Consider the following 24,691-nt stretch of genomic DNA (forward strand, 5'->3'; position numbering starts at 1 on the left):
AGGAGGAAAAGAAATGACCCATATCTCATTTGATTATTCAAACGTTGCACCATTTATTAATGAACATGAATTAGGGTACATGCAAGGAATGGTTTCAGCAGCTGACAAAATGTTACGTGAAGGAACAGGACCTGGTAATGATTTTCGTGGATGGTTGACTTTACCAAAAGACTATGACAAAGAAGAATTTGCACGCATTAAAAAAGCAGCTCAAAAGATCCAAAAAGATTCAGATGTTCTTGTCGTTATCGGTATCGGGGGTTCTTACTTGGGTGCTCGTGCAGCGATTGAATTTTTGCATCATTCATTCTTCAATGTATTACCAAAAGCTGAAAGAAACTATCCGCAAATTTTCTTTGCAGGTAACTCGATTTCATCGACCTATTTAGCAGATTTAATTGAAGTCATTGGTGATCGTGACTTTTCAGTTAATGTGATTTCAAAATCAGGTACAACGACAGAACCAGCAATCGCATTCCGTGTCTTTAAAGAACGCTTGATTGAAAAGTATGGTAAAGAAGAAGCAAACAAACGCATCTATGCCACTACTGATAAAGCTCGTGGTGCAGTGAAAGTTGAAGCAGATGCAGAAGGTTGGGAAACATTTGTGATTCCTGATGATGTTGGTGGACGCTTCTCAGTCTTGACAGCTGTTGGTTTATTACCGATTGCAGCAAGCGGAGCGGATATTGATGCGTTGATGCAAGGAGCGGCTGATGCTAGCGATGCCTACTCAAGTGATAAATTAGAAGAAAATGAAGCCTACCAATATGCTGCATTACGCAACATTCTTTACCGTAAAGGCAAAGTGACAGAATTATTGATTAATTATGAACCAGGTATGCAATACTTCTCTGAATGGTGGAAACAATTATACGGCGAATCAGAAGGAAAAGATCAAAAAGGAATCTATCCATCTAGTGCGAATTTCTCGACAGATTTGCATTCGCTTGGCCAATTCATTCAAGAAGGAAACCGCAACATTTTTGAAACAGTCGTTAAAGTGGAAAACCCACGTAAATCAGTCACAATTCCGACACAAGATGCTGATTTAGATGGTCTAGGGTATTTACAAGGAAAAGAAGTGGACTTTGTTAATACCAAAGCATTTGAGGGCGTTCTTTTAGCTCATACAGATGGTGGCGTACCAAACCTTTTAGTGAAAATCCCTACGATGGATGCCTATACGTTGGGTTACTTGATGTATTTCTTTGAAGTAGCAGTGGGTGTGTCAGGATACTTGAATGGCGTCAATCCATTTGATCAACCAGGGGTAGAAGCGTACAAAAAGAACATGTTTGCCCTACTAGGCAAACCAGGCTATGAAGAATTATCAAAAGAATTGAATGCACGCTTATAATTCGATGTTTTCGGATGCTATAGCAACGCATGCAATCAAATAATTGAAATTGAAGCATGACAAAGAACCGTCAATTTTGGCGGTTTTTTTGTACAGTCAAGTAAGAAACTGCACAAAAATAGCACATTGTATGTTTGAAAGAACACATCGATGCTTTAATCTGATCTAAATCAGATGAGAAGTTGTTGTGATATACTTAAAAATAGTTCTTTTTTTTGGCAACATATAGTGAAGGCAGAGATTGCTAGTCTGCAATGTCTAAACAAAAGAAGCGAGTGAGGTAAATGGGCTTTAAAATAAGAGTAGGAAATGAAAGTTTTGAATGGTTCGACCAAAAATTGGTTTGTTCTAGTCACGAAAAAATGCAAGAGTTGATTGAATCGTTGAAAGATCATATTCCGACTGTAATCGCATTTCCGGATCTAATTGATTATGATGATGATTTGACAAACGGAAGGAATGCCTATTATACGATTTTGGGATCTTTTAAGGAATGCGAAGTAGTAAAAAAACCAAGTGAAGACTTTTTAGGATATGGTTACGTAGAAGGAAGGATATATTAATGAAAATTTAAAGTGCATTCTTCATGGTGTGCTTTTTTGTAACAAAAAAAGGCCATTTTTAGCACTAGTCTAAAAACGGTCTTTATCGTTTGCTTTCGTCAGACTGTCCACAAGTCATTGTCAATCGAACCTCTCTTATTTGTCAGATTTTAAGTTCTTAATCGCATCTTCAATCGTTACGCCATATGCAAAGTGAGTTTCATCTTTGGCATCAATAGCTAAGAAAGCATTTTTGACAGAATCGAATGCAATTCGATACGTCATATTTGTTTTGGTAAATGTCATTTGTCATTCCTCCTTCTTTTTATAGATGGTGCTTTTAACACCATCTATAATCTACCACTAACTCATTTTTTTTTCAAAAAAACCGTCTTTCGAGTATAAAAAATCTTAATCATTCACAAAGTTAGCCAAATCCAAGGACAAAAAATGCTAATTTATCAGCATAAGAAACAGTTCGGATTGCGTTCTTTGCTTGGTTTAAATAGTCCATTCGATCAGTAATCACCCCATCGACGCCGTAGAGCATCATTCGTTCGATGGTACTCTTATCATTGGGCGTCCAGGCGTAGAGTTCTTTTCCACTGTTATGGACGAGTTGGACATATTTAGCAGTCAAAGATGTCATTTCCATCACAATGATATCTGCTTTTGTCTCAGGAGGACTCACTAGATTAAAGGGAGTAATATAACCTGTTTTGATAGTAGGTGCTTGTGTTTTTATTTGCTCGACGACATTATAATTTAAGGATTGCACTTGGTGATGGTCCTCTTCAATAATGGATTCGTATTTTTCTAAAAAGCGTTTGACCATTGCTTTAGGGTTATCTTGTTGCGTTTTTATTTCGATTAATAATTTTTGATTCAGAGATTGCGCTGCTTTTAAATAGTTATCAAATGTCGCAATTTTCCCCGTCTGACCATTTTCATGTAAGACCATTTTTTCGGCGGTCGCTAATGTACTTTTTTCAGGAACCAGTCGGCTATTTGCTAGGTGATTATAAGTGAAATCATGATAGACGATAAACTGATGATCACTGGTTTCCTGTATATCAATTTCAACGTAGTCTGGATGATACGATGTAGAAGTCTTAATTAAACTAGGAATTGTATTTTGAATTCCTTGGACATCCGAGACTCCGCGATGTGAGATGGTGACTGGATTGCTCAATGAAAAAGTAGTCAAATACGTGTAATTATAACTCAATGCTACAATGCTTGTCAGAATGCTGATGAGTGAAAGCAAATGCTTTGAAATAGCGGGCAGACTAGTCGAAATTGGTGCTACTTGGATCAGGTTCGGTAAACGATGATTTCTTTTCATAATCTCAACCATATAGAAAAAGCTACTAAATGTGGTTAAAATGAACGAAAAAAATAAAGTGATTTGTAAACAAAGCATAAAAAAGACAGCCGCATACAAAGCAAAATGTGGCCATGCATAGTCTAAATAAAACTGAAAAAAAGAAATAATCGACAAAATTAGGGTATTGACGACACTGATCAAGAAAAAAAGCAAACCAAAGCTACTTAGCATCAGTAAAAACGCATGCTTGGTTAATGTAAAACTTTCTCTGATAGCATCACGGACAGTTAGTTTATTTAAGATCAGCTCAGGTAAAACAAAAAAGAAGCGGTACCCTAAATACAAAAGTAAGAGATAAAGCAAACAAAAACTGATAACAAATAGCCAACGATTCGTAAAAATATAATCTAAGATAAAGGCAGGCAGTTGAACTTTGGCCAATAAGTCAGAGCGATAAACCAAAAAGCTAAAAGGTGAAAGCAAGATGACGTAGAACAAAAAGAAAACTAATACGGCCGGGTTTAGAAATCGGATTTGTTTTGAAGACAATACTACAAGCTGTTTTATGGACACAGGACGATGATTTGTAATGAAGTACATGCTGTATAGTAAAAAAGAGAATTCAAAAAATAAAATGAGCAAAAATGTCAGAAACAAACAAATAAAGGCTATAAAAAGAAAGGGTTGCTTAGCCAAGGTATGTGGAAAAGTAGCAAGGCTAAAGTAATGTACATCTACCCGAGACAATAAAAATTTGGTTAAAAATGTTAGTCCAGGTATTGCGACGATTAGAATAAAGAAATGAGCTAATAATACGTCACGAATATAACTTGGACTATGTTTTAAAAACCGGATGGTCCATAAAAAATGATATTTGAGTTTTGACATAAAACATTCCTCCAAAATAAAAATACCTAGCCAGTGACAACGACATCCATCAAAGAAGCTTCTTTTGGAAAGACGTGGTCACTAGATAGGTATGTCAATGGTGTAATTTAAACAAGCAGACTTGAAAGAAAAGTACCGCCATGAATTAATGCTAGACTATACAAATAAATCGAGAAGGGCTTAGCTAAGAAAATAATAAGCGCATATCGCTTAAATGATATCGTCGTTAAACCAGCCATTAAACAAAGAGCATCATCTGGCGCAACTGGTAAAAAGATTGCCAAAGCAAAAAGTCTTTCAAATCTTTTTTCATTTGCTAACCAACCTGAATACTTTGTGTAGGTGTGATCACTAATCAAACTTAAAATAAATGGTTTACCATAGCGACGAGCAAGCAAGAAGATAATCAGTGAGCCTACTGTAATACCGATATAATTGTAGAGGAAACCAGCATAAGGACCAAATATTAATACTCCTGCCGCAGTAGATATCCCACCAGGAATAATAGGGATGACTACTTGCAAAATCTGTATGAGAATAAAGATGATTGGCCCGGCGACAGTCGACGTACCCACGAGTCCTCTAAGAGATTGCATATCTTTAAAGACACCAAGATTATAGAAATAGATGGTCAAGGCTACTGAAAAGCCGATCCCTACTAGCGAGATAATATTCATAATACGTCGTGAAACGGCAACATTCATGCTCTTCATCTCCGTCCAATTCATTGTTTTCTTTATCATAAACAGAAAATTAAAAAAATGCCAGTATAGCAACTAGTATTTGCCGAACGATTTTGTAAGGTCTTATTAAAAAATAAAAAGTTACTTATCGCACTTTTTTCCTAAAGTGCCATTTAATTACAAGTTGTTCGACTAAATTAGTCATCATAAAGGCTGCTGCGATAGCTCCAGCAGTAATAATGACTGTCAACATACTTTGGAAGCCGTCAGCAGGATTACCTAACACAAACTCTCTTACTGCTTGGTAAGCAGGTGCTCCTGGTACGAGCGGTACCAGACTAGGTACGATAAAAATAATCATCGGCATTTTTTTTCTCCTTGAAAAAAAGATACTTGCCAGTCCTATAAAGAAGGCTGCAAAAAAATTTGCAGAGCCGATTCCAAACGAATGGGCACGCAAGATGAGAAAAATCAACCAACTAATCATCCCTGCAATACCAGAAGCATGCAGCGCTCTTCTAGGAATATTGGCTATAATGCCAAAGCCAATCGTACTAAAATAACTCAAAAGTGCCTGAATAATCCATTCCATTAAAGCAATCCTCCAAATAAAGTCAACGCAACCGCAATCCCGACTGCGATGGCTGATGCAACTATAATTGCTTCAGTACCTCTCGCTTGCCCACTTATGATATGGCCAGCAAGAATGTCACGAAAAGAATTGGTGATCGCTACGCCAGGGACAAGTGGCATCACGGCACCAATGATAATATGATCGGCATTCAGTCCGTGAAGGAAAAAACTTAACAAAATAGCAATAACACCGATAAGAAATGCGGAAAAAAACATATCAAAAAAGCGAAGTTCTATTTGTTTTTTTATGAAGATACTAATATAGAAGCCAAATGTACCCACAAAAAAAGTCGGCACAAACTCACTCCAAGTCCCACCAAATACATACATTAGGGTGCTACTTACTAGGCCAGCTCCGATTAATTGCAAATAAAATGGAAAAGAAGGGGTGTAACGATTGGCTTCTTTTAGTGATTGATTTAATGTATATAGATCAATTTTGTTTTCGGCAAACTCACGAGAAAGGCGATTAACTGCGACAACTTTTTCAAGATTGATTAAGCGATCACCGACACTTTCGATTTGGGTGAATTGTTTGTTCCGAAAACTCATAAATATACCAGTTGCTGTAACGTAACTGACACTTTCGGGTTCACCACCATTTCTGGCTATCCGATTCATCGTATCTTCCACACGATAAACTTCAGAACCATTCTCCATCATAATTCGTCCAGCTAAGAGACAGGTCTCCATTAATAACACGCGCGTATCCGACATGAAATCCTCTCCTTATTGTATTCGATTCAGGTTACTTTAGTGTAACCTTTGTCAGGATTTACTACAAGATAGTTTTTTATTATTATCAGTTTACAAATAACAATTGCTTTTTTTAAAGTATCTTTTAAAATAGAAGTAAGAAAGTTCGTTTGATTATGCAGACAGGAGGGATAGTATGCGTCACAAAGTCTACACAAAAGAACAAATAATAAAAGCAGCACGTGAATTGGTTATTGAGAGTGGGTTCGAACACTTTACCGCTCGGAATATTGCGAAGAAAATGGGAGGATCAACTCAACCCATATACATGCATTTTAAAAGCATGAAAGAATTGAAGCTGACATTAATGGATTCTTTGCGACAAGAAATTGGCGTCGATCCTTCTCCTGTTGTTCAAAATGAACAAGAACTAGTAGCTGATTTGAATGGGTACATCGCTTTTGGACAAAAAAATCCCCAATTATTCAAAGCTCTATTTTTTGATGATAGTGGCTTAGGGGAACTTGTCTATCAGCAATCTTTGGCATATTGCAATGGCAGTGATAGTCAGGAAGAGACAAACAAAGAATCTTTCCCTGCTGATCAGGCCAAGCGCCACCATGATTACTTGTGGTCAGTCGCGACGGGGATAACTTTATTGACAAACTCTGGCTTAATCGAGCTTACAGATGACGCACAACAAAAACTATTGAATCAATTTTTAAATGTGCTACGTCTTTCTGAATAAAATAGAAACAGGCAAAGGTTCATAAACGATTGATCTTCGACTGTGCTCTATGAAAAAGCCTTGACTTTTATCGTTAAAAAGAACAAAATGTTACTCATGGAGAGTTGGCAGAGTGGTAATGCACTGGACTCGAAATCCAGCGAGCCGCGTTAAGTGGTGCACGGGTTCAAATCCCGTACTCTCCTTTACAGTAATGTTTTCTGGCGAACTAATTGTTCGCTATTTTTCTTGGGTAGATCTAAGCGAAAAGGTAGACAGTTGAATTTTTCATATGCTATCGTTTAAAAAAAGGAGCGATAAGCGATGAAAAAAGAAGAAATTATTGAGAAAGTTAAAGAACTAGCCAACGAAGGAAATGTGGAAAAAGCAAAATTATTTCTAGAAGAACACAAAGATTCTTTAGGAGGCTACTACGATAAAGCCAAAGCAGCCCTTGAAAGTAATAGTGGTGTCGAAGGGTTACTAAACAAAGTAAAAGGATTTTTTAATTAATAGATTTATTTTGCTTTTGTTCAATTCTCAGGATTGAACAAAAGCTTTTTTCTTTTTTACTAGCCTTAGATTTTATGTATAATAAAGACAATGAGTAAAAAAGGGGATGCCTTGCATGAATGAATACAATCTCTTATTTTGTATCGATGGTTCGTATATTGATCAGCTAAAAACGACTTTGCTTTCATTAAGAAAAACAAGTAAACCTGAGTCTAAAATTCATGTGTATATCATGATGAAAGATTCGTTAAGTGGATTGGATGCATTAATCAGCTATTGTCAAAATCTTAAGCTTACTTGTCATCCTATTGCGATGGCAAACAATGAGTTTCAAGGTGCGCCCGTTTCCGAGCGCTATCCAGAGACGATTTATTATCGCTTGTTGGCACAAGAATATCTACCGCAAGACTTAGATCGCGTTTTGTATCTTGATGCGGACATTCTTTGTATTAATGAGTGGCAATCATTGTTCGAAATGGATATGAACGATCAATTATATGCAGCGTGTAGCCATTCCAAGCTAACCAATCTGACGAATGTGATTAACAAAGTACGTCTGAAAACATATGAGTCAGAAGGATACTTTAATTCAGGAGTCTTGCTGATGAATTTGCCTTTACTTAGACAAGAAGTGAAACGAACGGCAATTTATCAGTTTATTAATGAAAATACATACAATTTATTGTTGCCAGATCAAGATGTGTTAAATGCCTTATATGGCGAACGGATTCTTTCATTACCAGATGAAGTGTACAATTACGATGTCCGAAAGAAAACGACCTATGAGTTCTTAAGCAAAGGGGAGTGGACGATGGACTGGGTACTTGATCACACCGTTTTTTTACATTTTTGTGGCAAAGAAAAACCATGGAACGAGAGCTATACAGGAAGATTTTCAAGTCTCTATAAATATTTTGCCAAACAATCAAGAGAAATAGTGGAGGAGTAGCATGAAAATAGCTGTGATGGGGTATAGCGGCAGTGGGAAATCGACATTAGCTAGCTTTTTTGCCAAAAAGGAAGAGTTACCACTTTTGCATTTAGATCAAGTAAATTTTGTCGACAATTGGCAGGAGAGAGAAGGTGCGGCGTCAAAAGAAATCGTCGAGCAGTTCCTAACTCAAAAAAATTGGGTGATTGATGGCAATTATCGGAGATTTTCCCACGATCAGCGACTTGCTGATGCGGACAAAATTTACCTACTTTTATTTTCGAGATGGCGTTGCCTTATGCGCGTGCTAAAGCGAACGATGATTTACTTTCGTAAAAATCGACCAGACATGGCTGCAAACTGTCCAGAAAGGCTAGATGGGGATTTTTTACTATGGATTCTCTATTATGGTCGTTCCAAAGAAAAACAAGCCAGCTTTCAAAAAATCAGTGAGCAGTACGCAGATAAAGTAGTCATCATTCGAAATCAAAAAGAATTGGATAAAGTCTATCAACAACAAAAACCGTGAACGATCAAATTATCGTTCACGGTTTTTTTATAGAGCTAGATAGCTTTCTAAATAGTCAGCTAATCCATCTTCATCATTTGTTCTTTCAGTTATATCGTTGGCATAGGATTTTAGTTGGTCGGTACCGTTTTTCATTGCGACACCCCAACCGGCATAATCCAAAAGTTCTACATCATTATGCTCATCACCAAATGCGATGACGTCCTTTTGTGCGATGCCCAATGATCTGGCGATAATATCGACACCCATGGCTTTTTGTACACCCTTTGGTACGACTTCTAAAATGGCATTTGGCCCACCCCACGTACGTACATCAATATCATCTTTGAATTCGCTCATCAAGCGGGCAGAAGTTGTCGCTGCGTACTCATGCGTTGTTTTTAAGAGTAGCGATGTTGGATCGTTTGAGAGATTTTTCATAAGATTTGCGGATAAGATACGATCGGTTGCAAAAAATTGCGGTTCAATACCATCGATACGATCGACATAAAATGATTCACGGTTTTCTGCAGCGATGAAATCTAAGTTCAACACTTGTTTTTGTTCCAGTATAGAAAATGCGATTTCTTTTTTAATGGAAAGTTCTTTTTCATATGCCCATTCTTTATTTGGTAAATGGACTAGGGCACCATTAAAATTAACCATCGGAGAAGTCAAGTTCAGCTGTTGATAAAATTGAGCGCTCATGCGATAAGGACGACCTGTTGCGATACTTACGACATTACCTGCAGCAATCGCTTTTTGCAAAACAGCTTCAGTTCGTTTGGTTATAAGAGAGTGAGCATTTAAGGTTGTGCCATCTAAATCAATGGCGATTAGTTTTTTTGTCATGTTCGTTCCCCTTTCTCGTCAAACCGACGCCAATTCAGTGTAACATAATTCACAAAAATAACAAATTATGGAGAAAACAGTAAAGTTGTTAAACACGAACAATAAAAACTGTTTTATTTTTTTTGTAAATAAATACTTGTAAATGATTGGTAGCTTATTTATAATCACTAAATGTAGAAGGTAATAACGAATGATTTTTGATTTTTCGGCAATGTTTGTTTGTGTTTTTAATTTAATAAAATAGGAGTGAAAAAAATGGAAAAGTTTTTCAAATTAAAGGAAAACAACACAACGGTATCAACTGAGGTAATGGCTGGTTTGACAACGTTCTTTGCGATGAGCTACATTTTGTTTGTTAACCCAAACATCCTTTCAGCAACAGGGATGCCTTTTCAAGCGGTGTTCTTAGCGACAATTATTTCAGCAATTATTGGTACGTTAGTTATGGGGTTATTCGCGAACGTTCCTTATGCTCAGGCACCAGGTATGGGGTTGAATGCGTTCTTTACATTTACTGTCGTGCTTGGTCTAGGGTATAAGTGGCAAGAAGCATTAGCGATGGTTTTCATTTGTGGATTAATTAATATCTTTATTACAGTAACAAAAATTCGAAAATTAATTATCTATTCAATACCAGAAAGTTTGCAACACGCAATTAGTGGTGGGATTGGGATCTTTATTGCCTATGTCGGACTTAAAAATGCCAATCTATTAAACTTTAGTGCTGACTCGGCAACGATTACTAGTTCAGTAGTCAAAGATGGTGCAGCGACAAATGTCTCGATGAATGGTGGCGTAGTTCCAGCTTTGGCGAATTTTAACAATGCTCCCGTTCTTTTGGCAATTATTGGTTTAGCATTGATGGCTGTCTTAGTTGTATTAAATATTCGCGGAGCAGTAATTATTGGGATCTTAGGGACAACAGTTATTGGTATTTTTATGGGTGTCGTAGATTTGAGTGCAATTGATTGGCACGCCAATTCTTTGTCTAGTTCATTTAAAGATTTAGGGACAACATTTGGTGCAGCTTTTGGGGAGCAAGGGATGCAGTCATTGTTTAGCAATGCATCAAAAATCCCGCAAGTGTTGATGACCATTATTGCTTTTAGTCTTTCCGATACATTTGATACGATTGGTACTTTTATTGGTACTGGCCGCCGTACAGGCATCTTTTCAAAAGAGGATGAAGATGCCTTGGAAGATAGCAAAGGCTTCAATACAAAAATGGACAAAGCGTTATTTGCTGATGCTATTGCGACTTCTATCGGTGCCGTCTTTGGAACATCTAACACCACGACATATGTGGAGTCAGCTGCTGGGATTGGTGCCGGTGGACGGACTGGTTTGACATCGGTCGTTGTTGCAGGATTGTTTGCTATTAGTAGTTTCTTTTCTCCCTTGATTTCAGTCGTTCCAAGTCAAGCGACTGCGCCTGCTTTGATTTTAGTAGGGGTCATGATGATGGCTTCATTCAAAGATATTAATTGGGTTGATTTAGAAGAAGCACTGCCAGCATTTTTTGCCTCAGTGTTCATGGGTCTATGCTATAGCATCTCATACGGTATCGCAGCTGGATTTATTTTCTACGCAATTGTCAAAGTAGCGAAAGGGAAAGCCAAAGAAGTATCTATTATCTTATGGATTGTTGATGCATTATTTATCTTGAACTTCTTGATTTTAGCTATATTGTAAGAAGGCTTACTGGATTTCGGATTTCCTATCACTCTCACTTATTGAGTCATTTCAATAAGTGAGAGTTTTTTGTTGAAGAAGCTTTCTAATTTAGTGTTTTAAGTATGTCAAGTCGGCTGAATTTCTTTGAATTATAGGCATTTATTCAGTTTTTTATATTTCTATTTTACTTAAAATAGTCTATAGTGGATGGGAAAGAAGGTTTGTCTATGAGAGTTGACTGGAAACGAAATTTATATATTTCTTGGATTGGGTGTTTTTTTACCGGTGCAAGTTTTAGTTTGGTGATGCCGTTCTTGCCACTGTATATCGAGGAGCTGGGCGCACCGAAAAGTCAAGTCGAGTTTTTTGCGGGGATGGCACTATCCATTACTGCTCTCGCTGCAGCAATTGTTGCACCACTTTGGGGGAATCTGGCTGATCAAAAAGGTCGGCGATTAATGATGATTCGTGCCTCAGCGGGAATGACGCTGACAATGGGTTCATTGGCATTTGTACCAAATGTTTATTGGTTACTTATTATGAGATTTATGACCGGTATACTATCCGGATACATACCAAATGCGACCGCACTCATTGCTTCGCAAGCACCTAAAGAAAAGAGTGGCTGGGCACTAGGGACTTTGGCTACCGGAGCCATCGCTGGAAATTTGATTGGTCCTTCGTTAGGTGGATTATTAGCAGAATTATTTGGTATGAGAAGTGTGTTTATGATTACAGGAGTTGTGTTGTTCATTACAGTCTTATTAACAATTTATATGGTGCAGGAGGACTTTATACCAGTCAAAAAACAACACATGGTTCCGATGGTAGATATCTTTAAACAAATGAAAAATGTACAAATTATTTTCGGTCTTTTTGTAACTTCACTTATTTTGCAACTTGGCGTAACGAGTATTAGCCCTATCTTAACGTTGTATATTCGTGAATTAAGTGGTGGTGGAAAAAACGTGTTGCTTTCAAGTGGAATTATTGTCTCAGTAGTGGGTGTATCTGCAATGATTTCTTCACCGATTTTAGGGCGTTTGGGAGATCGAATTGGGAATCATAAAGTATTATTGGGGGGGCTTGTCTTTTCGTTGATGTGTTTTATTCCGATGGGTTTTGTCCAAAATCCATTTCAGTTAGGTGTTTTGCGGTTTCTACTAGGTTTTTCAACCGGTGCATTGATGCCTTCGATTAATACCTTGATTAGCAAAATCACTCCGGTCGAAGGGGTCAGTCGTATGTATAGCTACAATCAAATGTTTAATAACTTTGGCCAAGTCATTGGGCCAATGATTGGTTCAACAGTTGCCTATCATATGGGATACAGGTCAGTCTTTTGGGTGACTAGCATCTTTGTCGCTGTGAATATCTGTCTGTCTTTACTAAATTTCAGAAAAGGTGTCGACTATAGCCTTTGAAAAAATAAAAAAACCAGTTACAATTAACGTAACTGGTTTTTGTTATCCTATTATTTCGCTTGCGTGTCTGTTTGACCAGCCGTTCCAACTTCGCTGAAGACGACAATGACAGTAGCTACAATAATAGATAGAACGAAACTCGTTTGGAAGTGGAAAGTAGCACTCATTAAAGAGCTACCTAAGTACCCAACGACTTGTCCTAAAATAATTGTCCAAAAAAATGTCACAAAATAGCGCACGTCTATTCCTTCTTTCGTGATCGATTTTGTCTTTAGTGTAACACATTTTTTTTGCTTGTAAAGAAGGGCAACCATTTGGATTGAGATAAATGAACGACGGAGGTGCAAAATGTATATTCCTTTAGCTACCAAATCGGCCTATTCGTTACTTGAAAGTACGATTAGATTGCCGCAATACGTGCAAAAAGCACATGAGTATCATTATGAGGCGTTAGGACTAATGGATCATAATACTTTACATGGTACGATTGAATTTTATCAATTATGCCAAAAAGCGAAAATAAAACCAATTATAGGCTTGCTTTTGGATATTTCATTTGCAGATGAAACGTCGTACCCGTTTTATTTTGTTGCTAAGTCCTTTGCTGGGTATCAACAACTAATGGAGTTGTCTACCAAAAAGATGCTAGGGGAGTCGCCTATCATGCAAGAGGAGCAACGCATGACGGATGTTGCCATCTTGATACCAAAAGAGACAGCTCAAACAACCGCATTTTCCGCACTTTTGGAGAATAAGCATTCTTGGCTTAGTATGAATGTAACGGATGTATTCTTTTGTGTTACGCCTACTAATCTAGGTGAAGAAGATTTTTATTCTTATCAAAAGAAAATGAAAGATCTTGGGATGCGTCCGATTGCCTGTCAAGAGACGGTAGCCATGGATAAATCAGAAAATGCGGCGATTGAGGTAGTCGCGCACATTAAAGACGGCTCGACCTTTGATTGGCGTTCAAGTGCGGTAAATGAAAAAGATATTGGTGTGTTACGTCCTGCAGAAGAAATGGACCAAGCGTTTCAAAAATGCCCAGAAGCTCTTGAAGAATTGGCTAAATTAGTAGTATTATGTCAGCTTGAGTTACCATTGCATCAAGTATTATTGCCTAAATATCCCGTACCAAACGGAGAGTCGGCCAAGGACTACTTAGCGTATTTGTGCAAGCAAGGCCTAGCGTCTCGTCAAATAGCGCATACGAGTACCTATCAGCGACGGCTTGATTATGAATTACGTATTATCCATCAAATGGGATTTGATGACTACTTTTTAATTGTCTGGGATATTATGAATTTTGCTCATGAACAAAATATCGTGACAGGGGCGGGACGGGGCTCAGCAGCGGGTTCATTGGTTTCATATTTATTGTCTATCACTGAGATTGACCCGATCGATGCAGACTTATTGTTTGAGCGTTTCTTAAATCCAGAGCGGTATACCATGCCGGATATTGATTTAGACATTCCGGACAATCGGCGGGACGTTATTCTTCATTATGTAAAAGAAAAATATGGAGCTGACTACGTGGCTCAAATTGCAACATTTGGTACAATGGCGGCAAAAATGGTCTTGCGTGACGTTGCCCGAACATTTGGACTATCCCAAAGTGAGATGAATCGTTGGTCTAAAGCAATCCCTAATCAACTAAAGATCACATTAAAAGAAGCCTATCAGACATCAAAATCTTTAAGAGAATTGGTTGAAATGAATGAAAAAAATAGGCTGCTTTTTCAGATTGCCAGTCAATTAGAGGGCCTGCCTCGCCATGTCTCTACCCACGCGGCGGGTGTCGTAATTAGCGATACCAATCTAAGAAAGCTAGTTCCCTTACAAGCTGGATCTGGTGAATTATATTTGACGCAGTTTGCTATGAATGATGTGGAGACAGTTGGGTTATTAAAAATGGATTTTCTTGGTTTGCGTAATTTATCTATCATTGATGACACGCTAAAAGGAATCTATTATCAAATGAAGCAATGCTTTACACAGGCGATGATTCCTAAAAATGACAAGCAGACGTATGAGTTGTTTCAACGTGGCGAGACAGTTGGTGTGTTTCAGTTTGAGTCTGCGGGTATACGCAAGGTACTACGTGACGTACGTCCAGCAAATTTAGAGGAGCTGGCTGCGGTGAATGCCTTGTATCGACCAGGTCCGATGAAAATGATTGACGCATATGTTAAGCGCAAAAATGGACTCGAGAAAAGTACCTATCTCGATCAATCGTTGACTCCAATTTTAAGAAGTACGTATGGCATCATGGTCTATCAGGAACAAGTCATGCAAGTTGCTTCTATGATGGGTGGATTCTCGTTAGGTGAGGCAGACATACTCAGAAGAGCAATCAGCAAGAAGAAGCGTGCAGTATTAGATGAGCAGCGTGAAAAATTTTATCAAGGTGCGCAAACGAAAGGTTACGATCGAAAAATAGCCGAGGCGACATATCAATACATCGAGCGTTTTGCGGATTACGGTTTTAACCGATCTCACGCTTTCGCCTATTCGGAAATTGCTTATCAAATGGCGTACTTAAAGACTCACTATCCACTACCGTTCTATCGAGCTTTGCTGCAATCGGTTCAAGGGAACGCTTCTAAAATGAGAGAATATATTAGCGAAGCGAAGCGTCAAGGTGTTGTATTTTTAGCACCGTCAATTAATGCAAGCTATAGTGGTTTTTCAATTGAGTCGAGTGAAGGGATTCGCTTTGGTCTTGCTAGCATCAAAGGGCTGCGTAAGGATTTTACTCAAGCAGTGATTCGAGAAAGAAAAGAGCGCGGACCATTCAAATCGATGGATCATTTTCTCTTAAGACTTAATCAGCTGAACCCAAAATATATAAAAAAAGAAATACTTGAGCCATTGGTAGAAGTGGGAGCATTTGACACGATTGAGCCCAATCGTAAACAGTTGCTCCAAGAACTAGAAGGGAAAAGGCAAAATCTAGCGTTTAGTGGTGGAAGTATGGATATGTTGGCGTTAATGCCGCTAAAAACGACGGAAGTAGTCGATTTCACCTTGCCTGAAAAATTGACCTTTGAGGAAAATTTATTAGGAGTCTATGTCTCGGGTCATCCTATCCAAGAATATGATGATCTAAGGAGAAAATGGCAGACAACGCAACTTAGCGATCTCGTTCCTGGGACGACAGTTCTTTTATTAGGGTACTTAAAAAATATTCGAGAAATTCGTACAAAAAAAGGTGAAAAAATGGCCTTTTTAGATATTATGGATCTGGGTGCGGAGCGGAGTGTTACTCTGTTTCCTGAGCTATATCGCAGAGTCCAGCGCGATCTACTTCTTGAACATGTCTATCTTATTGAGGGGAAAGTCGAAACTAGTCGGTACAATGGTGAGGTTCAACTCCTCGCTCAAAAACTACAATTAGCTGCGAGTATCAGAAAGGATACAAGTGACTTGACTTGTTATTTGAAAATAGACAAGCATCACGAAGAAATTAGTATTTTAAATCAATTGTCTGATATTATTAAAGAGTATTCAGGTGAGTGTTTTGTTATTTTATACTATGAATCTGAAAAAAAACAGAAAAGATTGCCAGCTGATTTGAAGATCAAAAACAATAGCAAAGTAGCGGGACTACTAGAGAAATTGTTGGGAAAAGAAAATGTAATTTTCAAATAATGTTTACATTTCCTTGTAAAACGTTAAAATTTTCACGTTATTTCAAGACAACACCTAATAAAAATGGTAAAATATCAGTTGTGGATAACACAAAATTACTGTGTTTTAAGTAGACAAAAATAAATAATGAGGTGAATGTGTAAATGAAACGCATTGGGATTTTAACAAGTGGTGGCGATGCACCTGGTATGAATGCGGCGATTCGCGCAGTGACTCGTAAAGCAATTTACGAAGGTATGGAAGTTTATGGGATTAATTATGGGTATGCGGGCTTAGTTGCTGGTGATATTCGTAGATTGGATGTCGCGGATGTTGGTGACAAAGTTCAACGTGGAGGAACATTTTTATACTCTGCACGTTATCCAGAGTTTGCAACAGAAGAAGGTCAATTAAAAGGTATCGAACAACTGAAAAAATTTGGCATTGAAGGTTTAGTTGTTATTGGTGGCGATGGCTCTTATCATGGGGCGATGGCATTAACAAAACGTGGCTATCCGGCTGTCGGAATTCCGGGAACGATTGATAATGATATTCCAGGTACAGATTTTACAGTTGGTTTTGACACAGCAATTAATACCGTTTTGGATGCAATTGACCGTATTCGCGATACTGCTACTTCGCATGTACGTACGTTTGTTATCGAAGTGATGGGCCGAAATGCCGGTGATATTGCGCTTTGGTCTGGTGTAGCAGGTGGAGCAGATGAAATCATCATTCCAGAACACGACTTTGATATTAAAGAAGTGGCTAAACGCATTCAAGCTGGTCGAGATAGAGGGAAAAAACATTGCCTGATCGTGTTAGCAGAAGGTGTTATGGGTGGAAATGAGTTTGCTGAATTGTTGTCACAATACGGTGATTTCCACACTCGTGTGTCAATTTTAGGACATATCGTTCGTGGTGGATCGCCAAGTGCGCGTGACCGTGTGCTAGCTAGTAAGTTTGGCGGATACGCTGTTGACTTGCTGAAAGAAGGCAAAGGCGGTTTGTGTATCGGGATTGAAGATAACAAAGTAGTGGCTGCTGATATTATTGATACACTAGAAAATAATAAGCACAAGCCAGATCTTTCACTGTACCATTTGAATAAAGAATTATCATTCTAATCTTAGCAAAAACGGCATAAAAGCCATTTTAATAAATGAAGAGGAGCATATTTTTCCATGAAAAAAACAAAAATTGTTAGTACCTTAGGACCAGCAAGTAACACACTTGACATCATCACTCAATTAATCGAATCAGGTGCCAATGTGTTCCGTTTCAATTTCTCTCATGGCGATCATGAAGAGCAATTAGCACGCATGACTCTAGTACGTGAAGCAGTGAAAAATGTTGGTAAAGACGTTGCCATTTTATTGGATACTAAAGGGGCAGAAATTCGTACCACTGTTCAAGCAACTGAAAGTGGAAAATTAGCATTTGAAATCGGCGATGTTGTACGTATTTCAATGGACGCTTCTTTAGAAGGAACCAAAGAAAAAATTGCCGTTACTTACCCAGGTTTATATGATGATGTAATCGTCGGTGGTCATGTTTTATTCGATGATGGTTTAATCGACATGCAAATTACTGAAAAAGATGATGTAAATAAAGAGTTAGTGACTGTTGTAAAAAATGCGGGTCTTCTTGGATCACGTAAAGGTGTGAATGCACCAGGTGTTTCAATTAGCCTACCAGGTATTACTGAAAAAGATGCTGAAGATATCCGTTTTGGTTGTGACAATGACATTGACTTTATCGCTGCAAGTTTTGTTCGTAAAGCACAAGACGTTCTTGATATTCGTGAAATTTTAGAAGAAAAGAATATGACTCACGTTCAAATCTTCTCTAAAATCGAATCACAAGAAGGTATTGACAATATTGATGAAATCTTAAAAGTTTCAGATGGTATCATGGTTGCTCGTGGAGACATGGGTGTTGAAATCCCAGCTGAATTTGTACCAATGGTTCAAAAAAATATCATCAAAAAATGTAATGCAGCAGGTAAAGCAGTTATCACTGCAACTCAAATGTTAGAATCAATGCAACACAACCCACGTCCAACACGTGCTGAAGCTTCTGACGTTGCCAATGCTGTCTTTGATGGTACAGACGCGACAATGCTTTCTGGTGAATCTGCAAATGGTGAATACCCAGTAGAAGCAGTTTCTACAATGGCTCGTATTGATATTGAAGCTGAAAAAGCCCTAAATAACTTAGGAACTTTCCAAATCAACCAATTCGACAAAACTGATGTAACAGAAACAATTGGTTTATCAGTTGCCCGTGCAGCGAAAAACTTAAATGTTAAGTGTATCGTTGCTGCGACTGAATCAGGTCATACTGCAAAAATGATTTCTAAATACCGTCCAGATGCAGATATCTTGGCTGTAACGTTTGACGAAAGAACAAAACGTGGTTTGATGTTAAACTGGGGTGTTTATCCAACAGTTACTGAAAAACCAAAAACAACCGATGAAATGTTTGAATTAGCTACGAAAAAAGCAGTTGAATTAGGCTTTGCTAAAGAAGGCGATTTGATCATCATTACTGCAGGTGTTCCAGTAGGGGAAAGAGGAACAACTAACGTAATGAAAGTTCAATTAATCGGTTCAAAATTAATTGAAGCTCAAGGTGTTGGTGAACGTGCAGTTGTTGCTAATGCTGTCGTAGCGAAAAATGCTGAAGATGCGATTGCGAAAGCACAAGACGGTATGGTATTAGTTGTACCAACTACTGATAAAGAATACATGCCAGCAATTGATAAAGCTGCAGCATTAGTAGTAGAAGATGGCGGATTGACTTCGCACGCTGCTGTAGTTGGTATTGCAAAAGATCTACCAGTGATTGTAGGTGCAAAAGGCGCAACCAATACAATCAAAGACGGTGAATTGATTACTGTAGATTCTCGTCGTGGTATTGTTTATCGTGGCGAAACAACAGCTATCTAATTTTAGCTAGTCAAGGCCCCTTTATAAGGAATTGGTACAGCAATGTTGATTCAATAATTGTTGGATAAATCCTTATTTAGGGGTTTATTTTATGGGTGTCAAGAAAAATACATTGACAAACATATTTATGCTCCGTATAATAATCTTTGTTGCTTAAGAGGTGATAAATAATGAAATGGTCATTGTTAGAATTATCAAAATACAAAAATGATTCACTGTCCTTCGATACATCACTTGACGTGACGGATCGATTGAGACAAAAAGAATCGATGATCCTGGATGCGACGCCTGTACAAGTGAAAGGTACACTGACAGTCGAAGCGGATTCCTATTTGCTATTCTATCAGGCAGAGACGGTATTGACCTTACCCTCTACACGGTCATTAGAACCAGTAGATGTGCCAATAGTTATCCAAATAGATGAATTATTTATGACTCCTGAACAATTTCGTGAAAACAAAGATAAGGTTCAAGAGCAAGAAGTTTTTCTTCTTGACGCTCAAACGATTGATTTAAGTGAATCCATCGTTGATAACATTGTCTTAGCTACTCCTCTACAAGTCTTAACGGAAGAGGAGCGGAATGGAAAAGATTTACCATCTGGAGAAGGCTGGAAGGTTTTATCTGAGGATGAGTATGAATCAATGGTTCAAGAGGAGCAACAACAAAAAATTGATCCTCGTCTTGCTAAATTATCAGATTTCTATTCTGATGAGGATAAGTAAGATTGGAATAAATTGCAACTCTATAGTTGTTTGACAAATTAAGGAGGTGTAAGACATGGCAGTACCAGCTAGAAAGACTTCAAAAGCAAAAAAAGCGAAACGCCGTACACACTACAAGTTAACAATCAATGGTTTAAATGAATGTTCAAACTGTGGTGAAATGAAAAAAAGCCATCACGTATGTGCAAATTGCGGACATTACGATGGAAAAGATGTAACTTCAAAAGAAGCATAATTCATTTTTAGAAATGAATATAAAAACCAAGGCTAACCATGGAGCCTTGGTTTTTTTTTCTGAAAAAATGAAATTGAGAAAGAAGAGTTTCATAAAGCTCTTATTTACGATATAATATACTAGAGTATCAACGAAGAAAATCGTATTAGGAGGAGTATGCATGACAAAACAGCAAATTGGCGTTGTTGGAATGGCTGTAATGGGAAAAAACTTAGCACTAAATATTGAAAGCCGCGGGTATTCCGTTGCATTATACAATCGTACCGTTTCTAAAACAGAGGCCGTTGTCGAAGAACACCCAGATAAAAATTTAAAAGCAACTTATAGCGTGGAAGAATTTGTCGATTCAATTGAAAAACCTCGACGTATTGTTCTGATGGTACAAGCGGGCAAAGGGACTGATGCTACAATTCAATCATTGCTACCTCATCTAGATAAAGGAGATGTTCTCATCGATGGTGGGAATACATTCTTTAAAGATACGATTCGCCGTAGTGAAGCCTTGGCTGACTCAGGAATTAATTTTATCGGAACAGGCGTATCTGGTGGTGAAGAGGGCGCGTTAAAAGGACCTTCAATCATGCCGGGTGGACAAAAAGAAGCTTACGAACTTGTAGCTCCAATTTTGGAACAAATCTCTGCTAAGTCTGAAGACGGTGAACCTTGTGTTACCTATATTGGCCCGAATGGTGCAGGACACTATGTAAAAATGGTGCATAATGGGATCGAATATGGTGATATGCAGCTGATTGCTGAGTCGTATGACTTGATGAAAAATATTTTAGGACTATCTGTTGAAGAGATGGCAGATATTTTTAAAGAGTGGAACAAAGGGGAATTGGACAGTTTCCTAATTGAAATCACGGCAGATATTTTAACAAGAAAAGATGACTTAGGAACTGGTAAACCAATCGTTGATGTCATTTTAGATGCTGCCGGCAATAAAGGAACGGGTAAATGGACAAGCCAAAGTGCGCTTGATTTAGGTGTGCCATTACCGTTGATTACTGAATCAGTCTTTGCTCGTTATATTTCTGCTTACAAAGAAGAAAGAGTTGCTGCAAGTGCTATTTTAGCAAAACCAGAGTACAGCTACACAGGAGACAAAGCGGAATTAATTGAAAAAATCCGTGAAGCTTTATACTTCAGCAAAATTATGAGCTATGCACAAGGATTTGCTCAACTAAGAAAAGCTTCTAAAGAATATGAGTGGGATTTGCCATTTGGAGAGATTGCTAAGATTTGGCGTGCTGGTTGTATCATTCGTGCTCGTTTCTTGCAAAAAATTACTGATGCGTATGAAACGAATGCAGATATCGAAAACTTGTTAGTTGATGACTACTTTAACGATATTACGAAAAAATATCACCAAGCAGTTCGTGACGTAGTATCTATTGCTGTTCAAGCGGGTGTGCCTGTACCGACATTCTCATCAGCAATTGCGTACTTCGATTCATACCGTTCAGATCGTTTGCCTGCTAATTTAATTCAAGCACAACGAGATTATTTTGGTGCTCATACGTATGAGCGTACAGACCGTGAGGGAATTTTCCACTATTCTTGGTACGACGAACAATAAGAACTACTTGAAAAGAGATGCTGCAGGTCAAAATGATTTGCAGTGATTCTCTTTTTTTATTGTTAAGTTCATGTTAAAATCGGATTGTTGTATGGATAAAAAGTGTTTTCAAATAGAAAGGGACAAGTAAATAAATGAGTAGGGTATTAATTATAGAAGACGAGAAAAATCTCGCTCGTTTTGTTGAATTAGAGTTAAAACATGAAGGGTATACCACCGACGTACATTATAATGGACGAACGGGATTAGATGCTGCCTTGAATAATGAATGGGATGCAATTTTACTTGACTTGATGTTACCAGAATTAAACGGATTAGAAGTATGCCGTCGTATTCGACAAGTAAAAAACACACCAATCATTATGATGACAGCAAGAGATTCTGTTATTGATCGAGTATCTGGTTTAGACCATGGTGCCGATGATTATATTGTAAAACCATTTGCAATTGAAGAATTACTCGCACGCTTACGAGCATTGCTTCGACGCATTGATATCGAGAGTGACAAAAATATTTCGAAGCAAACTACCATTACTTACCGCGATTTAACGATTGAAAAAGAAAATCGTATTGTTCGTCGAGGTAGCGAAGTCATCGAATTAACTAAGCGAGAATACGAATTGCTATTGACCTTGATGGAAAGCGTCAACGTTGTATTAGCTCGAGATGTATTGCTCAATAAAGTATGGGGTTATGAGACTGAAGTTGAGACGAACGTTGTAGATGTGTATATTCGTTATTTACGTAACAAAATCGATGTGCCTGGTGAGGAAAGTTATATCCAAACAGTTAGAGGCACAGGTTACGTGATGCGTTCATGAAATTTTTAACCAAAAAAAAGAAAAAGAATCAAAAAGAAGGACTTAGAGGGCTATCTTTAACAATTAAGTGGGCCCTTGCAAGTTCTTTGTTCATTTTTGTTGTATTTACAATTTTTGCAGTCATTACTTATAAGTCTTCTGTTAGTCTGTTTGTTGAAAAAGAGCGCAAGAATGCCTTTCAAACAACAAAAGAGGCAGTTTCAAGATTAGCAAATTCAAACCGTGAGCTGAATTTGGTGGAAAGTTATCGAACACTTACGAATAGTAGCAATGGCGAGAATAGCATTTATGATCGTACGTCGACGATTGAAGGGATTTTGATGGATATTGATCCTTTTATATCTGACCTTGGTCAACCAGAGATGAATATGTATATCTATAATCTCCAAAAAGACTTAGTATTCAAAACAACAAAAGAAGATATGGCATTGGTAGGGACGTCGCAGTCCGAGCCGGCAATCGTGACAGTGAATGGCACTTCTGGATTTATTTTCGTTCAAGCTGTTGTTTCAAAAGAAACAAAAGAGACTATTGGTTATGTCCAGACCTTTTATGAGCTATCCGGATTGGCGGATATTCGCCAACGCTTATTACGATTGCTTATATTGCTGGAAATTATTTCATTGGTATTAAGTAGTGTTTTGGGGTATTTCTTATCACTGTATTTTTTGAAACCCTTAAAGATGTTACGAGATATCATGGAACAAATCAGAAAAAATCCACAGTCAGATATTTATATGCCTAAACTAGAGACTCACGATGAATTAGAAGACGTTGCAGAGATTTTTAATGAGATGTTGGGACGCATGCGTTCTTATATTGAACAACAAGAGCAATTTGTAGAAGATGTCTCGCACGAACTGCGTACTCCGGTTGCTGTAATAGAAGGACATTTACGTTTACTTGATCGATGGGGAAAAGATGATCCTGAGATATTGGATGAATCGTTAGCTGCAAGTATGCAAGAAATTAGCCGTATGAAAGTATTGGTTCAAGAGATGCTCGATCTATCGCGCGCCGAACAAGTGGATGTCCATTACGCAAATGAAACGTCAAAAGCCAAAGAAGTTGTGCATCAAGTATTTAACAATTTTAGAATGCTCTATCCTGAATTCCAATTTACATTAGATGATGATTTAGCTATCGAAAAGACGGTCAAAATTTATCGTAATCATTTTGAGCAAATTTTAATTATTATTATGGATAATGCAGTGAAATATTCAACCACCCGAAAAGAAGTTCATTTGACAGTATCCTCTAATAAAAGAACACTGGAAATCGCCATTCAAGATTTTGGGGAAGGAATTAAAGAAGAAGATAAAAATCGAATCTTTAATCGATTCTATAGAGTTGACAAGGCCCGTGCACGCGATAAAGGTGGCAATGGACTAGGTTTATCGATTTCCAAAAAGCTTATTGAAAACTACAAAGGAAAGATTTCTGTAGAGAGTATTCTTGGTCAAGGAACTATCTTTCGGATTTATTTACCCATTATTGATAGCGAACATAATTAAATAAATATTTATATCCGAACGATTAACGAAGACCATGATTATTTTTTTAGTATTTAAAGTGGTAAATAGTGTAAATCTCACTATTTCTTTGGAGTTGTTCGGATATTCTTTTTAGTAATAAATTCCATCTTTTTTTATGGAATTTAATTTAAAAAAATATCAAATTAGCCTTGCTTTTCTAAAACATTCTTGTTATATTATTACTTGTCGTCAGGGACTAATAGTTGAATTAAGATGAATAACTAGCCTACTTCTTTAAAAAAAAACAAAAAAATAGGTTGACTTCCTGAGGTGGTTTTGTTATTATAAATAAGTCGTCAACGAGTAACAAATGTTTTTAAATTAAAAAAACTTTTTGGAAAAAGTTGTTGACAAAAAGATAACGAGATGTTAAAATGTAAAAGTTGCTACGGCAGCTAAGTAGACCTTTGAAAACTGAACAAAGTAAGTAAACGAACCAATTGTGTAAGGTGTT

The 24,691-nt window shown here is 37.7% G+C and carries 23 protein-coding genes and 1 tRNA gene; 17 read left to right on the forward strand and 7 right to left on the reverse strand.

Annotated elements, in window-relative coordinates; genetic code table 11:
- The first annotated feature begins 13 nt into the window (after window positions 1-13).
- Together NE257_RS10790 and NE257_RS10795 are read left to right on the forward strand one after the other, a co-directional pair.
- Window positions 14-1,360: a glucose-6-phosphate isomerase gene (locus NE257_RS10790; RefSeq protein WP_251852396.1), complete on the forward strand. Its 1,347-nt coding sequence runs from the start codon at window positions 14-16 to the stop codon at window positions 1,358-1,360.
- A 284-nt stretch (window positions 1,361-1,644) separates the two neighbouring features.
- Entirely contained in the window at window positions 1,645-1,923 is a 279-nt protein-coding gene (locus tag NE257_RS10795) for a hypothetical protein (protein ID WP_007207043.1), read from the forward strand.
- Between the two features lie 135 nt (window positions 1,924-2,058).
- Here NE257_RS10795 and NE257_RS10800 read toward each other — a convergent pair whose 3' ends face one another.
- The 5 genes from NE257_RS10800 to NE257_RS10820 all read right to left on the reverse strand — a co-directional run bounded on the left by NE257_RS10800 (window position 2,059) and on the right by NE257_RS10820 (window position 6,150).
- Complete coding sequence (locus tag NE257_RS10800) at window positions 2,059-2,208, reverse strand: hypothetical protein (RefSeq protein ID WP_007207042.1); 150 nt, start codon at window positions 2,206-2,208, stop codon at window positions 2,059-2,061.
- A gap of 121 nt (window positions 2,209-2,329) precedes the next feature.
- Window positions 2,330-4,117, reverse strand: a complete 1,788-nt coding sequence (locus tag NE257_RS10805) for a glycerophosphodiester phosphodiesterase (RefSeq protein ID WP_251886426.1) — start codon at window positions 4,115-4,117, stop codon at window positions 2,330-2,332.
- A gap of 107 nt (window positions 4,118-4,224) precedes the next feature.
- Window positions 4,225-4,821 (reverse strand): TVP38/TMEM64 family protein, encoded by a 597-nt coding sequence (locus tag NE257_RS10810; protein WP_251886427.1) that lies wholly within the window; start codon window positions 4,819-4,821, stop codon window positions 4,225-4,227.
- A gap of 124 nt (window positions 4,822-4,945) precedes the next feature.
- A complete protein-coding gene (locus tag NE257_RS10815) occupies window positions 4,946-5,392 on the reverse strand; it encodes a threonine/serine exporter family protein (protein WP_007207039.1) in 447 nt (148 codons plus the stop codon).
- Window positions 5,392-6,150, reverse strand: a complete 759-nt coding sequence (locus tag NE257_RS10820) for a threonine/serine exporter family protein (protein WP_251852399.1) — start codon at window positions 6,148-6,150, stop codon at window positions 5,392-5,394. Before NE257_RS10820 ends, NE257_RS10815 begins: the two co-directional genes overlap by 1 nt.
- Before the next feature lie 175 nt (window positions 6,151-6,325).
- On the opposite strand from NE257_RS10820, the gene NE257_RS10825 reads away from it, so the two are divergent.
- The 5 genes from NE257_RS10825 to NE257_RS10845 all read left to right on the forward strand — a co-directional run bounded on the left by NE257_RS10825 (window position 6,326) and on the right by NE257_RS10845 (window position 8,829).
- Window positions 6,326-6,877, forward strand: a complete 552-nt coding sequence (locus NE257_RS10825; RefSeq protein ID WP_251852400.1) for a TetR/AcrR family transcriptional regulator — start codon at window positions 6,326-6,328, stop codon at window positions 6,875-6,877.
- A gap of 98 nt (window positions 6,878-6,975) precedes the next feature.
- Window positions 6,976-7,062 (forward strand) — tRNA-Ser (locus NE257_RS10830).
- Between the two features lie 118 nt (window positions 7,063-7,180).
- Complete coding sequence (locus NE257_RS10835; protein WP_071859061.1) at window positions 7,181-7,369, forward strand: hypothetical protein; 189 nt, start codon at window positions 7,181-7,183, stop codon at window positions 7,367-7,369.
- A gap of 115 nt (window positions 7,370-7,484) precedes the next feature.
- The gene (locus tag NE257_RS10840) at window positions 7,485-8,318 is read left to right on the forward strand and encodes a glycosyltransferase family 8 protein (protein ID WP_007207035.1); all 834 of its coding nucleotides are present in this window, start codon (window positions 7,485-7,487) and stop codon (window positions 8,316-8,318) included.
- Between the two features lies 1 nt (window position 8,319).
- Window positions 8,320-8,829 carry a P-loop NTPase family protein gene (locus NE257_RS10845; RefSeq protein WP_251852401.1) on the forward strand — a complete coding sequence of 170 codons (510 nt, stop codon included), beginning with the start codon at window positions 8,320-8,322 and terminating at the stop codon, window positions 8,827-8,829.
- A gap of 27 nt (window positions 8,830-8,856) precedes the next feature.
- Here NE257_RS10845 and NE257_RS10850 read toward each other — a convergent pair whose 3' ends face one another.
- Window positions 8,857-9,660 (reverse strand): Cof-type HAD-IIB family hydrolase, encoded by an 804-nt coding sequence (locus NE257_RS10850; RefSeq protein WP_007207033.1) that lies wholly within the window; start codon window positions 9,658-9,660, stop codon window positions 8,857-8,859.
- Between the two features lie 255 nt (window positions 9,661-9,915).
- On the opposite strand from NE257_RS10850, the gene NE257_RS10855 reads away from it, so the two are divergent.
- A complete protein-coding gene (locus NE257_RS10855) occupies window positions 9,916-11,352 on the forward strand; it encodes an NCS2 family permease (RefSeq protein WP_007207032.1) in 1,437 nt (478 codons plus the stop codon).
- Between the two features lie 209 nt (window positions 11,353-11,561).
- Entirely contained in the window at window positions 11,562-12,758 is a 1,197-nt protein-coding gene (locus NE257_RS10860; protein ID WP_251852403.1) for a multidrug efflux MFS transporter, read from the forward strand.
- 50 nt (window positions 12,759-12,808) lie between these two features.
- On the opposite strand, the gene NE257_RS10865 is transcribed toward NE257_RS10860, so the two are convergent.
- Window positions 12,809-12,997: a YjzD family protein gene (locus NE257_RS10865; protein WP_040367052.1), complete on the reverse strand. Its 189-nt coding sequence runs from the start codon at window positions 12,995-12,997 to the stop codon at window positions 12,809-12,811.
- A gap of 109 nt (window positions 12,998-13,106) precedes the next feature.
- Between NE257_RS10865 and dnaE the strand changes: the two genes are divergently transcribed.
- The 8 genes from dnaE (at window position 13,107) to NE257_RS10905 (ending at window position 24,216) form a co-directional block, all read left to right on the forward strand.
- Window positions 13,107-16,412 (forward strand): DNA polymerase III subunit alpha, encoded by a 3,306-nt coding sequence (dnaE, locus tag NE257_RS10870; protein WP_251886428.1) that lies wholly within the window; start codon window positions 13,107-13,109, stop codon window positions 16,410-16,412.
- A 143-nt stretch (window positions 16,413-16,555) separates the two neighbouring features.
- Window positions 16,556-17,518 (forward strand): 6-phosphofructokinase, encoded by a 963-nt coding sequence (pfkA, locus tag NE257_RS10875; protein ID WP_007207028.1) that lies wholly within the window; start codon window positions 16,556-16,558, stop codon window positions 17,516-17,518.
- A gap of 57 nt (window positions 17,519-17,575) precedes the next feature.
- The gene (gene pyk, locus NE257_RS10880; RefSeq protein ID WP_251886429.1) at window positions 17,576-19,342 is read left to right on the forward strand and encodes a pyruvate kinase; all 1,767 of its coding nucleotides are present in this window, start codon (window positions 17,576-17,578) and stop codon (window positions 19,340-19,342) included.
- Window positions 19,343-19,512: 170 nt separating this feature from the next.
- Complete coding sequence (locus NE257_RS10885) at window positions 19,513-20,067, forward strand: YceD family protein (protein WP_007207026.1); 555 nt, start codon at window positions 19,513-19,515, stop codon at window positions 20,065-20,067.
- Between the two features lie 55 nt (window positions 20,068-20,122).
- A complete protein-coding gene (gene rpmF / locus NE257_RS10890) occupies window positions 20,123-20,302 on the forward strand; it encodes a 50S ribosomal protein L32 (RefSeq protein WP_007207025.1) in 180 nt (59 codons plus the stop codon).
- 160 nt (window positions 20,303-20,462) lie between these two features.
- Window positions 20,463-21,881, forward strand: a complete 1,419-nt coding sequence (gene gndA, locus NE257_RS10895) for an NADP-dependent phosphogluconate dehydrogenase (RefSeq protein WP_251852406.1) — start codon at window positions 20,463-20,465, stop codon at window positions 21,879-21,881.
- Window positions 21,882-22,015: 134 nt separating this feature from the next.
- A complete protein-coding gene (locus NE257_RS10900) occupies window positions 22,016-22,702 on the forward strand; it encodes a response regulator transcription factor (RefSeq protein WP_007207023.1) in 687 nt (228 codons plus the stop codon).
- Complete coding sequence (locus tag NE257_RS10905) at window positions 22,699-24,216, forward strand: ATP-binding protein (RefSeq protein WP_251886430.1); 1,518 nt, start codon at window positions 22,699-22,701, stop codon at window positions 24,214-24,216. Before NE257_RS10900 ends, NE257_RS10905 begins: the two co-directional genes overlap by 4 nt.
- Window positions 24,217-24,691: the final 475 nt, after the last annotated feature.

Origin of the sequence: Enterococcus italicus, from assembly GCF_023743875.1 — a bacterium.
Lineage (GTDB): Bacteria > Bacillota > Bacilli > Lactobacillales > Enterococcaceae > Enterococcus_G > Enterococcus_G italicus.